Below are 14,286 nucleotides of genomic sequence, written 5' to 3'. Positions count from 1 at the left end.
AAAGTGGATGGACAGCAGTTGTTCATCCTTTTTGCGCACCTTTGATTTTTTATATTGTAACATTCTATCTTGACAATGTAGCTCATATATTTATAACAACGATTCGTCCATGAAATGTGTCGACTTACACAAGTCAGGGGGTAACCGATTGAGTAAAATTTATGTTCTTGATACGAATGTATTGCTGCAAGATCCATTGTCTATCTTTTCATTTGAAGACAATGAGGTAGTCATTCCAGCAGTCGTGCTAGAGGAAGTGGATTCTAAAAAAAGGTACATGGATGAAGTAGGGCGAAACGCTAGATATGTCTCTAAACTTATTGATAAATTTCGGGAACTTGGGAAACTGCATGAAAGCATTCCGCTTGAAAACGGTGGGTCTTTTCGTATTGAATTAAATCATCGCTCGTTTCATCAATTGCAGGAAATCTTTGTGGAAAAAACAAATGATAATCGAATTTTAGCCGTGGCAAAAAATCTGTCGCTAGAAGAAGAGGCAAAGGAAAATGGCAAAAAAGTTATACTGGTCAGCAAAGATATTTTAGTTCGTGTAAAAGCGGATGCTCTCGGATTAGAGTCGGAGGATTATTTAAGTGATCGTGTAATAGAAGTAGAAAATATTTACACCGGCTTCTTAGAATATTACATAACCAAGGAGTTGTTAAATCGCTTTTATGAAAAGTTAGAGCTGAATGTTTCTGAACTTGCTAATCATCCATTTTACCCAAATCAATTTATTGTGATGAAGGATGCACTAGGGGGATCTGGGTCTGCCCTTGGCATGGTAGATCATACGGGAAGAAAAGTAAAAAAACTGGTTTTTAATAACGATCAAATTTGGGGTATTCGTCCAAGAAATGTACAGCAAATTATGGGGATGGAGCTGCTGCTTCGCGATGATGTCCCTCTGGTCACTCTTATTGGAAAAGCAGGAACTGGAAAAACACTTCTGGCGTTAGCAGCAGGGTTAATGCAGACAGAAGATCTAGGATTATATAAAAAACTTTTAGTTGCTCGCCCTATCGTTCCGGTTGGAAAGGATATAGGTTATTTGCCTGGGGAAAAGGAAGAAAAGCTAAGACCGTGGATGCAGCCAATTTATGACAATCTGGAATACTTGTTCAATACAAAAAAACCTGGAGAACTCGATGCTATTTTGGCAGGTATGGGATCTATTGAAGTGGAGGCACTCACATATATACGAGGACGCAGCATCCCAGAGCAATTCATTATTATTGATGAAGCGCAAAATTTAACGAAGCATGAAGTGAAAACAATTTTGACCCGTGTGGGGGAAAAGAGTAAAATCGTGCTGATGGGCGACCCGCAGCAAATTGATCATCCGTATTTGGATGAATATAATAATGGACTCACATATGTAGTTGAAAAGTTTAAAGAACAGAAAATAAGCGGTCATGTGAAGTTTGTAAAAGGAGAACGATCTTCTCTAGCACAGTTGGCTGCAGACCTTCTATAAACAAAACGACCTGCAAATGCAGGTCGTTTTGTTTATAACATTTCCGAGGGAATGAAGGCTGTATATTGTTTGATTTATAACTATATAATTGTGAATTTGCACACATTCGTAATAGGCGCCTCTTTATTTGAGCCATCACCGTAGTATAAGTGAACAGGTCCATCCTTACGAAGAGGCTGTCCATCTTTAGAAAAGCCGAGTATTACCTTCATAGCTGTTTCTAATGAAATCGTAATGCAAGTATCATCTGTATGGATTTCAACGGACGATGCAGTTTCTAATGGATTTGCATTTTTAAGAAACGGCCAAAGTGGAATACCGAATGTACCAGTAATAATTTGTTCCTTTTGAAATTTTGAAACACTTTTCTTAACTGGCGGAAAGGCTGCTCCCTCTCGGATTTCGCGATCCCAATGCATGGAGGTGCTTTTTAAATATTGCTCCAATTCATTATGTTCCTGCTTCTCTTCTATAAAATAAGTTGTTAAGTCTACTTTTCTATCATCAAAAATCCATACACCAGGATCAAGAGTAATTATATAATTAACTTTTCCGTTAATAGTCACAATGTTGTCCACGATTGGTTCCTCCATTTGTTTTTTTACACTCTTATTAAGTATAATGGCAACAGGAACGGCTTGTCACGTATTATCCCGGTGAAGTAAAATCCCGTTTTCGGCATGAGTAAGGAATAGTAGGTGGGTTGCTTCAGGTAACGCGCCTAAAGTCTACGGTAAAGAGAATCGATAGCTAAAAGCAGGGGAACCCAAAAATATTTTAGTTGCAATTTGTCAAAACTATCTTTAATATTAGAGAATAGGATAGGAGAGTTGTACGGAAACGGAGGGAACAATTTTGACGTCAGAGACAGTGACAAATCATCAAGAAAAGGCTTATGCCCTTCTGAAAGCTGATGCAGATAAAATTTTAAAATTGATAAAAGTGCAAATGGATCACCTTACTATGCCACAGTGTCCTTTATATGAGGAAGTTTTAGATACACAGATGTTCGGTTTGTCTCGCGAAATTGATTTTGCCGTTAGACTTGGCCTTGTAGAGGAAGCGATGGGAAAAGAAATTCTCGGGGAGCTTGAACGTGAATTATCCGCTTTGCATGAAGCGTTTACTAAGAATAACAAGTAAAGTGTAAGCTCAAACTAGTGCGGTAGTTTGAGCTTTTTTACGTCATACATATCGCAATAAGAAGGAAAATCCCAAAATATATGGAAGTAGTTTTGTATAGAAACAAGTTCAAGGAAGAGGAGAGGTATGAAAAAAATTATAAAATCAATGGACTACCCGTTGGTAACAGCATTATTTGTTTTGTGCGCGTTAGGTGTTATTATGGTGTACAGTGCCAGCATGGCCCCTGCGTTGCTGAAATATAAAGTGGCAAGCGACTATTTTTTTAAGAGGCAATTAATGTTTTTAGTGACAGGGGCAGCTGGATGCTTTATTGTCATGAGGTTTTCCTATTCTATTTTGAAAAAAAGAGTTGTAGCCTTGATTATTTATATAAGCAGTATTGGGTTGCTTGGTATTGCACGTATTATGGGTGAAGTAGTTAACAATGCAAAAGCCTGGGTATTTGGCTTTCAGCCATCGGAATTTATTAAGCTCGGCATTATTATTGTATTGGCGCGTTTCTATGCAAAGCGGCAAGAAACGGATCTACCGATTTGGAGAGGTGCGGGTGTTGTATGGGGATTCGTACTACTCGTGGTTATCTTAGTAGTATTACAACCTGATATGGGAACAGGTCTCTTGATTATGAGCATAGCAGCAACTATGACGCTTTGTTCCGGCATACGAATAGGGGTAAATCTAAAACGAATCGGTTTGCTTGCTCCGCTTTGGCTTCCTTTGGGGTATTTTGCGGCATTAGCTGTTCTAACAGATGAACAAATTTCCAGGTTTACAGCTTTTATTAATCCGTTTTTGTCACCGGAAGATGATGGTTTTCACTTGATCAATTCCTTTGTCGCCATAGCTGATGGTGGGCTTAAAGGACTAGGGCTTGGCGATAGTGAACAAAAATGGGGCTATTTACCGGAGCCGCATACAGATTTTATTATGGCGATTATTTCAGAGGAACTCGGAGTTTTAGGAGTAGCAGTGGTGTTAGCTTCATTGGCTTTCATTGTGCTTCGTGCTTTTCAAGTTGCTCGCAAATGTACAGATCCGTTTGGAAGTTTGCTGGCAATAGGAATTGGCAGCATGATTGGTATACAAGCTGTTGTTAATATAGGGGGAATTACGGGCGCACTTCCTTTAACTGGAGTACCTGTTCCATTTGTCAGCTATGGAGGAAGTTCTCTCATCATCAACTTGGCAGCTATGGGTGTATTGCTGAATATTTCTGCTCAAGTGAAACAACAAGAGCAAAAGAGAAAACCGCAACAACAGAAAAATCAGCAACGTCACTTAGTTGTGGTTAAATAAAGAATTTTGCATAAAACATGCAAGATTCTTTTTTTATATTTTCAGGTTTTTTGTATACGTTTACCTTAATATGAATTGGGTTAGACGAAAGGGAATCTATGATTATGTGAGTTAATATGGAGGAGAATATTTTATTAGTATGTCATATTTTGTTTATTGTGTGAAATTAATTCTAACCAATCTGCTAATATTATGTTATACTAATTATATGTAGTGTAATTGACTAAATACTTACCAAATTCAGAAAAATCATGTAGAATGAATAAAACAAAGGCAACCTACATAATAAACAAGCAGAGGTGGGGAAATATGGATAATATACAACAGATTCAGAAAGTATTAGTAGCCAACCGAGGGGAAATTGCTATTCGCGTATTTCGTGCGTGCACAGAGCTTGGTCTGCGCACTGTAGCTATTTACTCAAAAGAAGATGCGGGCTCCTATCATCGCTATAAAGCGGATGAAGCATATTTAGTGGGTGAAGGGAGAAAACCGATTGATGCTTATCTTGATATAGAGGGAATTATAGAAATTGCCAAAAGCAATGATGTGGACGCTATTCATCCAGGATACGGCTTTTTATCTGAGAATATTGAATTTGCAAGGCGCTGTGAAGAAGAAGGAATTAAATTTATTGGTCCAACGAGTGAACATCTTGATATGTTCGGAGATAAGGTAAAAGCAAGAGTGCAGGCGCAAAAAGCAGGCATTCCTGTTATTCCGGGAAGCGACGGTCCGGTAAATAGCTTAGCTGAAGTGACAGCCTTTGGAGAGAAGCATGGTTATCCAATTATTATAAAAGCTTCTCTTGGCGGAGGAGGGCGCGGTATGCGTATTGTGCGCAATGCTTCGGCAGTTAGTGAAGCATACGACCGTGCTAAGTCTGAAGCGAAAGCAGCCTTTGGAAATGATGAAGTGTATGTCGAAAAGTTTGTTGAAAATCCAAAACATATTGAAGTGCAAATTTTAGCTGATAATGACGGCAATGTGATTCACTTATATGAGCGTGATTGTTCTGTGCAGCGGCGCCATCAAAAGGTAGTTGAAATTGCACCGAGCGTATCGCTGACGAAACAGTTGCGAGATGACATTTGCGAAGCAGCGGTTAAGCTGATGAAAAACGTAAATTATGTCAATGCGGGAACAGTGGAGTTTTTGGTTACGGGCAATCATTTTTACTTTATAGAAGTGAATCCACGCGTTCAGGTTGAACACACAATAACGGAAATGATAACAGGAATTGACATTGTGCAATCCCAAATTATGATTGCGGTTGGTTATAATCTTCATAGTAATAAAATAGGAATTCCGCTTCAACAGGAAATTAGCACACATGGATATGCTATTCAATCCCGTGTGACAACGGAAGATCCGTTAAACAACTTTATGCCGGATACAGGGAAAATTATGGCATATCGCTCGGGCGGCGGATTTGGGGTGCGTCTTGATACAGGAAACAGCTTCCAAGGAGCTGTTATTACACCTTATTATGATTCTTTATTAGTAAAGGTAACAACATGGGCTTTAACGTTTGAGCAAGCTGCTGCAAAAATGGAGCGTAATTTGAAAGAGTTCCGTATTCGCGGCATCAAAACGAATATCCCGTTTTTAGAGAATGTTGTAAAGCATCCTAACTTTTTGTCTGGGGCGTACGATACATCATTTATTGATTCTTCACCTGAGCTGTTTGTATTTCCAAAACGACATGACCGTGGAACGAAAATGCTTACATACATTGGGAATGTGACAGTGAATGGATTTCCTGGAATTGGTAAGGCGAGTAAGCCGGCTTTTTCAGAACCGCGTATACCGAAGATTAGACAATCAGAACCGATACAAAGCGGCACAAAGCAAATTTTGGACGAGCAAGGAGCAGATGGTCTTGTAAAATGGGTGCAGTCACAGAAGCAAGTATTATTAACAGATACTACATTTCGTGATGCTCATCAGTCGTTACTAGCAACGCGGATACGTACTCAAGATTTAAAGCGAATTGCAGAGCCAACTTCGCGAATGCTGCCTACCCTATTTTCATCCGAGATGTGGGGCGGTGCAACGTTTGATGTAGCATATCGTTTCTTAAAAGAAGACCCATGGGATCGATTGCTTACGCTTCGTCAACAAATGCCTAACGTATTATTTCAGATGCTTCTGCGTGCTTCCAATGCAGTTGGGTATAAAAATTATCCGGATAACGTTATTAAAAAATTTGTAGAGTCTTCTGCTGAAGCCGGGATTGATGTATTCCGTATTTTTGACAGTTTGAATTGGGTCGAAGGAATGCAAGTAGCTATTGATGCAGTTCGTCAAACAGGAAAAGTAGCCGAAGCCGCCATTTGCTATACAGGTGATATTAATGACCCTCTGCGCAGGAAGTATGATTTGGGATATTATAAAAACCTTGCAAAAGAGCTAGAAGCAGCAGGAGCTCATATTTTAGGGATTAAAGATATGGCCGGCCTTTTAAAGCCGAATGCTGCCTACGATTTAGTTTCTGCATTAAAAGAAACAGTATCCATACCGATTCACCTGCATACGCATGATACGAGCGGTAATGGCATTTTAACATATACAAAGGCAATTGAAGCAGGAGTAGATATTGTTGATGTAGCTCTTAGTTCGATGGCTGGATTAACATCACAGCCAAGTGCTAACACGCTTTATTATGCATTAGAGGGGAATGTAAGACAACCAGATGTGGACATACAAGCTCTGGAGCAATTGTCACATTATTGGGAAGATGTGCGCAAATACTATGTTCATTTTGAGAGCGGTATGAATGCACCGCATACGGAAGTATATATGCATGAAATGCCGGGCGGTCAATACAGTAACCTGCAGCAGCAAGCTAAAGCTGTAGGGCTTGGAGATCGTTTTGATGAAGTAAAAGTCATGTACAGACGTGTTAACGATATGTTCGGAGATATTGTGAAGGTTACACCGTCTTCAAAAGTAGTAGGAGACATGGCTCTCTTTATGGTACAAAATGACTTAAATGAAGATGATGTATATGACAGAGGAGAAACGCTAGACTTCCCTGATTCCGTGATAGAATTATTTGAAGGATTTTTGGGACAGCCGCATGGGGGTTTTCCGAAAGAATTGCAGCGTATTATTTTAAAAGGAAAAGAACCAATTACTGTTCGTCCTGGCGAGTTATTGGAACCAGTAGACTTTAAAGATCTGCAGGAAACTTTATTCCACAAGCTTAAGCGTCAAGTGACGATGTTTGATTTATTGTCGCACGCTCTGTATCCAAAAGTCTTTATGGATTATCAAAAAATTTATGATATGTATGGGGATGTATCTGTGCTCGATACACCAACGTTTTTCTTTGGCATGAGGCTTGGAGAGGATATAGAAGTTGAGATTGAGCGCGGCAAAACTTTAATGGTAAGACTTGTATCTATCAGTGAACCGCATTCAGATGGCACCCGTGTGGTGTATTTTGAATTGAATGGTCAACCTCGTGAAGTGGTTATTAAGGATGAAAGTATTAAATCCTCAGTTGCTCAGAGAATAAAAGGGGATAGGGATAACCCGAATCATATTATTGCAACAATGCCAGGTACTGTAATAAAAGTGCTTGTGAAGCCTGGAGAGCAAGTGAATAAGGGGGATCACCTTGTTATTACGGAAGCCATGAAGATGGAAACAACCGTACAAGCATCGTTTTCAGGAGTAGCGAAAGAGATTTATGTTAAAGATGGAGATGCTATTCAAACAGGAGACTTATTAATTGAATTGTATAAATAAAGAAAAGAGCCTTCATTCTAACGAAATGAAGGCTTTTTTCTTATAATTGACTCTTGTGTAGTGGCAGTTTGAGCTTGTTTAGTACTTCGTGTACTTAAAAGAACGAGATAGCTCAGTACACCAAATAAGCAAGAAATAAACAAGGAGTGAAGCAATGCTACCGTAAGATTTAATTCAGTTACGACAACCAAGGCTCCCGCTATAACTTGAAGGCTGACTAGAATAAATGAAATAATCCATCCCCTGTACAGAACACGTTGATGTTTATAGTGACGGATTGCCAATACGGTTGCGTAAGCGACCCAGATAAAAATTAATCCTGCTGCAAAACGATGCCCCATTTGAATCCATTCATGCATTTGTGTTGGAAGGGCACTGTATTTGCTGCACATTGGCCAAGAAGGACAAGCTAAGCTTGCATCTTTATGACGGACAAAAGCTCCGGTATATACTACGAGATAGCTGTAAATAGTAACGCCATAGATATGAAATTTCATTCTTTTGTCAACCATAATAGCATCAGCATCAAATTTTTTGTCAACTTCAAAAATAAGCAATGTCAGTAACAATACGGAGGCGAATGAAATTAAGGAAATTCCAAAATGAGCTGCAAGGACTATGTCAGATTGTCCCCAAACAACTGCAGCTGCTCCAATTAATGCTTGGGCAATTAAAAATAAGAAAGCGACGATAGCCAAAAATTTTGTTTCACGGATGTGCCCAATCTTACGCCAAGCTAAGATACATAGCGCCAATACGAGCAAGGCAGCTGAACCCGACACTAAACGGTGACTAAGTTCAATGATGGTTTCCATTGATAAAGGCCACGGAAACCACTCCCCGTTACATAGCGGCCAAGATTTCCCGCAACCTTGACCTGATCCAGTTTTTGTAACTAAAGCCCCTCCAAGCAGAACGAGTAATAAATCGAAAGAAGTTAAAACAGCCAACCATTTCAGATAACGCGGCAACTTCTTACACCTACTTTCAATTATATATATTTTATCGAGATAATTTGGTAAGAGGTAAATCCTACTTAATTACTTTTAAGTGAAATACATAACTATGATATATAAAAATTATAAAAATATCAAAGTATAATCGAATTTTGTCAAAAAATACGAAAAAAGCTACAAATTTCGCAAGAGTCAAAAGCTGGTTTTTGCAATCCTTCCATTTGAAATAAAAGACGCTCAGAAGCAGACGGGACAAAAAATTTACTTTTTTTTAAAATACTTTATCATAATAAGTGAAAACGTGGTATGATGACAGAGGAAGAATTTAATTTGTAGAAAAAAGACATAAAATGTTCAAGATTTCTTCACAATTACTTCATAAAATATGTTTTAATATATTCGAGTAATTTTGTATTTCTATTAGTAGGAACTGAACATTTGCATTATAATGTTATTGTTGAATAACCATTTTGAAAAACGTAAAGCGCTTGCAAAGCGAGAAATAGAAGATTGAAGGGAGTTTGAAGGGACATGAGTCAAGCAACAAGTCAATTGCACGAGCAGTCAACAATTGATGACATGCCTAAAAAGAGCTGGCTGAAAGACATCTTTGCCCTTACTAAAATCGGAATCGTAAATTCCAATGCCTTGACAACTTTCACTGGTTTTTGGTTGGCAATTTACTTTAATGGTTTTAGTTTCATTGATAATTTGGACAAAATGGTCTTTACGATGCTTGGATCTTCGTTAATTATTGCGGGCTCTTGCAGCTTAAACAACTATATTGACCGTGATATTGATCATTTAATGGAACGCACGAAACATCGTCCAACTGTTACTGGAAAGTTTAAAGGAAGCTTTGCTTTAATGTTGGGAGGATTTTCATTAGTAATAGGTTTTGCTCTATTGCTGTTAACGACTCCTGCTGCAGCATTGATTGGATTTATTGGTGCTTTTACGTATGTAGTTCTTTATTCTTTATGGACAAAGCGTGCATACACGTTAAATACGGTAGTGGGAAGTATATCTGGAGCTGTTCCTCCATTAATCGGATGGGCTGCTGTTGATCCAGAGCTGCATTTTGTAGCTTGGATGATGTTTTTAATTATGTTCATTTGGCAGATTCCTCACTTCCTTGCGTTAGCAATGAAGCGAGTAGAGGAATATAGAAATGCAGGCATTCCAATGCTGCCGGTTGTTCATGGTTTTGAAATGACGAAAAGACAAATTATTGTCTGGGTGGCATGCTTACTGCCGTTGCCTTTTTATCTGCACTCTTTAGGTACAACATTTATGGTTTTAGCAACAGTGCTAAATGTAGGCTGGCTGATTATGGGCTTAGCGGGATTACGTACAAAAGACGACATAAAATGGTCTGTTCGCATGTTTGTTTATTCGTTAAACTATCTGACAATCTTATTTGTAGCTATGATTGTCGTAACATTGTTTTAACGAATCAAATAAATTTGCTCTGTTCATGTTTGTGAGTTAGAAATCCTTTGCCATCTTACAGATGGCAAAGGATGATTACATAACAAAAGAGAGCAGGGTTTTTGTATTCTTACATTTTTTAATGGGAGAAAAATTTAAAACGGGGTTTACTTTAGGTTTCAATAAAGCTAAATCTAATCAACAAAGAAAGTGGGGTTTGATTCATTTATGAAACATTGGCGATTATTTTCGCTTGTTTCCTTACTAGCTTTACTGTTAGGGGGATGCGGTAAAGACTTTCAGTCTACTTTGATTCCACAAGGTGAAGTAGCGAAAATGCAATATGACTTACTTATTTTATCCACTGCAATCATGGTTCTGGTTGTTGCTGTTGTAACGGTGATTTTCTTTTATGTAATTATCCGTTTCCGTCAACGTAAGGGGCAGGAGCATGTTATTCCAAAGCAAGTGGAAGGCAATCATAAGCTTGAAATTATTTGGACAGTTATTCCAATTTTGCTTCTTTTAATTTTGGCTGTTCCGACGGTTACATACACGTTCAAGCTTGCGGATGTTAAACCAATCGAGGGTGACAAAATCGATAAAGATGCGCTTGTAGTAAACGTTACTGCAAATCTGTATTGGTGGGAATTTGAATATCCAAATGAAAAGGTAATTACTTCCCAGGATTTAGTTATCCCTACAGGCAAGAAAGTATATTTAAATTTAAAAGGTGCTGATATTAAGCACTCCTTCTGGGTACCTTCTCTAGCAGGGAAGATAGATACAAATCCAGAAAACACAAATAAAATGTGGCTTGAAGCTGATAAGCCTGGCGTATATAACGGATTCTGTGCTGAGTTTTGCGGGCCTTCCCATGCTTTGATGCAATTTAAAGTGAAAGCGGTTGACGAGAGCGAATACAAAGCTTGGATCGCTGAAATGAAAGATCAAAAAGGTCAACCAGCAGTTGCTTCTGCTTCAGCAGCAGAAGGAGAAAAAATCTTCAATCAGAGCTGTATCGGATGTCACGCAGTTGATGCAGGGGATAATCGTCCAGCATCTGCACGTATCGCACCAAACTTAGCTAACTTTGGTGATCGTGAAATGGTAGCCGGTGTACTAGATCATAACGAAGAAAATTTAAAGAAATGGTTAAAAGATCCTGAAACTGTAAAACCAGGAAATAAAATGACTGGTGTTTATGGTAAATTAACAGATGAGCAAATCAATGCATTATCTGATTACTTGATGAATCTTAAAGTACAAAAGTAGGATGGGATATTCTTAACGAAGGGGAGGTAAAATTGTGAGTTCTGTAACGAAGAAAAAAAGCGCTCTTTGGGATTACTTAACAACAGTAGACCATAAGAAAATCGCTATTCTTTATTTAGTAGCAGGGGGATTCTTCTTTTTAGTCGGCGGAATTGAAGCCTTATTTATCCGTTTTCAGTTATTTAAACCGAACAATGATTTCTTAGTAGGTGACGCATACAACCAAGTACTTACTATGCACGGAACAACAATGATTTTCTTGGCAGCCATGCCTCTGGTTTTCGCATTTTTAAATGCGGTTGTACCATTGCAAATCGGTGCGCGTGACGTTGCGTTTCCATATGTAAACGCATTAGGATTTTGGTTGTTCTTTTTTGGGGGCGTTTTCTTAAACTTAAGTTGGTTTTTAGGCGGCGCTCCAGATGCTGGTTGGACTTCTTACGCATCTTTAACAATGGCATCTCAGGGACACGGTGTTGACTTTTATATTTTGGGCTTACAGATAGCCGGTATTGGAACATTGATAGGTGGTATAAACTTCCTCGTAACAATTATTAATATGCGTGCTCCAGGTATGACATACATGCGTATGCCTCTGTTTACTTGGTCTGCATTTGTTACGTCTGCACTTATTTTATTCGCGTTCCCTCCATTAACTGTTGGATTAGCTTTGCTAATGTTTGACCGTTTATTCGGAACACAATTCTTTAACCCGGCACTTGGTGGTAACACAATTATTTGGGAGCATTTATTCTGGATTTTTGGTCACCCGGAAGTATATATTCTTGTTCTTCCTGTGTTCGGTGTATTTTCTGAAATTTTTGCAACGTTCTCTAAGAAACGTCTGTTTGGGTATTCTTCAATGGTGTTCGCAACAGTATTAATCGGTTTCTTAGGATTCATGGTATGGGCTCACCATATGTTTACCGTTGGTTTAGGTCCAGTTGCTAATGCGATTTTTGCGGTAGCAACAATGGCGATTGCAGTGCCTACAGGTATTAAAATTTTCAACTGGATGTTTACGATGTGGGGCGGTAGTATTCGTTTTACAACGCCAATGATTTGGGCAGTTGCTTTTATCCCATCTTTCGTAATGGGTGGAGTAACAGGTATTATGAATGCAGCAGCTCCTGCGGACTATCAATTCCATGACAGTTACTTCGTAGTAGCTCACTTCCACTACGTAATCGTAGGCGGAGTGGTGTTTGGTTTATTTGCAGGCGCGCATTATTGGTGGCCGTTAATGTTCGGTAAGATATTAAATGAAAAATTAGGTAAAATAACATTCTGGTTGTTCTTTATTGGATTCCATTTAACATTCTTTATTCAGCATTTCCTTGGTTTAATGGGGATGCCTCGTCGTTACTTTACTTACCTGCCAGGGCAAGGTCTTGAAACAGGTAACTTAATCAGTTCTATCGGTGCTGCACTTATGGGTGTTGCGACAATTATCTTATTGATAAATATCGTTCAAACAGCTGTATCAAGCAAAAAATCTGGACGTGACCCATGGGATGGCCGTACGCTTGAATGGTCTCTGCCAAGTCCTACTCCAGAGTATAACTTTAAACAGCTTCCGTTCGTTCGCGGTTTAGATGCACTATGGATTGAGAAAATGGAAGGCAAAAAAGAAGTCACTGTAGCTGAGCCTGTTGGTGATATCCATATGCCAAATTCATCTTTCTTACCATTTACAACATCTCTAGGATTGTTTATCGCGGCATTTGGTGCAATGTATATGGAGGGCGGTAAGGAAACAGTTTGGTTAATCGTTGCCTTTATCGGTTTAGCCATTACATTTGGCTCAATGTTATTACGTTCTATTATCGATGATCATGGATATCATATTCATAAAGAAGATTTAGAAGATAAGGGGGTTAAGGCATAATGCACGCTGAAGAAAAATTGACAGCCGAAACATTCCCTGCTGAGCCTGAGAAAGCGACCCTCGAAGGGAAAAATAAATTTGTTGGATTTTGGTTATTCTTAGGAGGAGAGACAGTATTATTTGCCTCCTTGTTCGCTACGTACCTTTCGCTTAAAAATTCAAATGCGGGTGGAGCTACAACAGAAGAATTATTTGAAATGCCTCTTGTATTTTTAGCAACTATGCTATTATTAGTGAGCAGTTTAACGAGTGTATACGCAATGTATCACATGAAAAACTTTAATCATAAGAAGATGCAACTATGGTTATGGATCACAGTCCTTCTAGGTGCAGGATTCTTAGGGCTTGAAATTTACGAATTTAATCATTATGTGCACGAATATAAGCATACAATGACAAGTAGTGCATTCGGATCTGCATTCTATACGCTTGTTGGATGTCATGGAGCTCACGTTACATTCGGGTTGCTGTGGATCAGCTCTTTATTAATCCGTAACGCAAAACGCGGCATCAATCTGTACAATGCACCAAAGTTTTATGTAGCAAGCCTTTACTGGCACTTTATTGACGTAGTTTGGGTGTTTATTTTCACTGTAGTATACTTAATGGGGATGGTGGGATAAACAATGGCGGCAAAACAGACAAGTACGGGAAATCCGAAAGTAAATCTTGCTTATCGTAAAAGAAAAAGTGTAGAAGAAATGAAACATCACGTCATTTCTTTCGCTCTTATGATTTTCTTAACACTGATTGCATTTGCGGCAGTTCTTTACAAAGATTCAATTAACCCAATTTTCACAGTTCCTTTCATTATTTTACTTGCAGTAGTTCAAGTTATTTTCCAACTGTACTACTTCATGCATATGAACCATAAAGGACATGAAGCGCCTGCCTTATTCTTGTATTCTGGTTTGGCTGTTGGATTGATTACAATTTTGACATTTATGACAATTGTTTGGTGGTAAATAGGATTTGGGGGTTGATTTTAGGATCAATCCCCATTTTATTATGAGATGATTATTGTAAGAACAGTTGAAATTATTATATAATCATTATGCAAA

General features: G+C 38.6%; 11 protein-coding genes. 9 read left to right on the top strand and 2 right to left on the bottom strand.

Annotated elements, in window-relative coordinates; genetic code table 11:
* Positions 1 to 148 precede the first annotated feature (148 nt).
* Complete coding sequence (locus J7Q84_RS11415) at positions 149 to 1,477, top strand: PhoH family protein (RefSeq protein ID WP_209094684.1); 1,329 nt, start codon at positions 149 to 151, stop codon at positions 1,475 to 1,477.
* 80 nt (positions 1,478 to 1,557) lie between these two features.
* Here J7Q84_RS11415 and J7Q84_RS11410 read toward each other — a convergent pair whose 3' ends face one another.
* A complete protein-coding gene (locus J7Q84_RS11410) occupies positions 1,558 to 2,055 on the bottom strand; it encodes a molybdopterin-binding protein (RefSeq protein ID WP_209094683.1) in 498 nt (165 codons plus the stop codon).
* 277 nt (positions 2,056 to 2,332) lie between these two features.
* Here J7Q84_RS11410 and J7Q84_RS11405 point away from each other — a divergent pair, with 277 nt between their 5' ends.
* The 3 genes from J7Q84_RS11405 to pyc all read left to right on the top strand — a co-directional run bounded on the left by J7Q84_RS11405 (position 2,333) and on the right by pyc (position 7,675).
* On the top strand, positions 2,333 to 2,620 hold the full coding sequence (locus J7Q84_RS11405) for an Fpa/YlaN family protein (protein ID WP_209094682.1): 288 nt from the start codon (positions 2,333 to 2,335) through the stop codon (positions 2,618 to 2,620).
* 126 nt (positions 2,621 to 2,746) lie between these two features.
* Positions 2,747 to 3,919 carry an FtsW/RodA/SpoVE family cell cycle protein gene (locus J7Q84_RS11400; protein ID WP_209094681.1) on the top strand — a complete coding sequence of 391 codons (1,173 nt, stop codon included), beginning with the start codon at positions 2,747 to 2,749 and terminating at the stop codon, positions 3,917 to 3,919.
* A 309-nt stretch (positions 3,920 to 4,228) separates the two neighbouring features.
* The gene (pyc, locus tag J7Q84_RS11395; protein ID WP_209094680.1) at positions 4,229 to 7,675 is read left to right on the top strand and encodes a pyruvate carboxylase; all 3,447 of its coding nucleotides are present in this window, start codon (positions 4,229 to 4,231) and stop codon (positions 7,673 to 7,675) included.
* 17 nt (positions 7,676 to 7,692) lie between these two features.
* Here the strand turns inward: pyc and J7Q84_RS11390 are convergent, their stop codons facing one another.
* Positions 7,693 to 8,646 carry a COX15/CtaA family protein gene (locus J7Q84_RS11390; RefSeq protein ID WP_209094679.1) on the bottom strand — a complete coding sequence of 318 codons (954 nt, stop codon included), beginning with the start codon at positions 8,644 to 8,646 and terminating at the stop codon, positions 7,693 to 7,695.
* 516 nt (positions 8,647 to 9,162) lie between these two features.
* On the opposite strand from J7Q84_RS11390, the gene cyoE reads away from it, so the two are divergent.
* The 5 genes from cyoE to ctaF all read left to right on the top strand — a co-directional run bounded on the left by cyoE (position 9,163) and on the right by ctaF (position 14,190).
* Positions 9,163 to 10,083, top strand: a complete 921-nt coding sequence (gene cyoE / locus J7Q84_RS11385; RefSeq protein WP_209094678.1) for a heme o synthase — start codon at positions 9,163 to 9,165, stop codon at positions 10,081 to 10,083.
* Positions 10,084 to 10,290: 207 nt separating this feature from the next.
* Positions 10,291 to 11,337, top strand: coding sequence for a cytochrome c oxidase subunit II (coxB, locus tag J7Q84_RS11380; protein WP_209094677.1), 1,047 nt, complete (start codon positions 10,291 to 10,293; stop codon positions 11,335 to 11,337).
* A gap of 34 nt (positions 11,338 to 11,371) precedes the next feature.
* The gene (gene ctaD / locus J7Q84_RS11375) at positions 11,372 to 13,225 is read left to right on the top strand and encodes a cytochrome c oxidase subunit I (RefSeq protein ID WP_481747548.1); all 1,854 of its coding nucleotides are present in this window, start codon (positions 11,372 to 11,374) and stop codon (positions 13,223 to 13,225) included.
* Positions 13,225 to 13,848, top strand: a complete 624-nt coding sequence (gene ctaE / locus J7Q84_RS11370) for a cytochrome c oxidase subunit III (protein ID WP_209094676.1) — start codon at positions 13,225 to 13,227, stop codon at positions 13,846 to 13,848. The genes ctaD and ctaE overlap by 1 nt, the downstream gene beginning before the upstream one ends.
* A gap of 3 nt (positions 13,849 to 13,851) precedes the next feature.
* Positions 13,852 to 14,190 (top strand): cytochrome c oxidase subunit IVB, encoded by a 339-nt coding sequence (ctaF, locus tag J7Q84_RS11365; protein ID WP_209094675.1) that lies wholly within the window; start codon positions 13,852 to 13,854, stop codon positions 14,188 to 14,190.
* Positions 14,191 to 14,286: the final 96 nt, after the last annotated feature.

Source organism: Bacillus sp. 165, assembly GCF_017742235.1.
Classification (GTDB): domain Bacteria; phylum Bacillota; class Bacilli; order Bacillales; family Bacillaceae_G; genus JAGHKQ01.
Note: the sequence above shows the minus strand (reverse complement) of the source record. Positions and strands in the feature narration are given on the sequence as shown.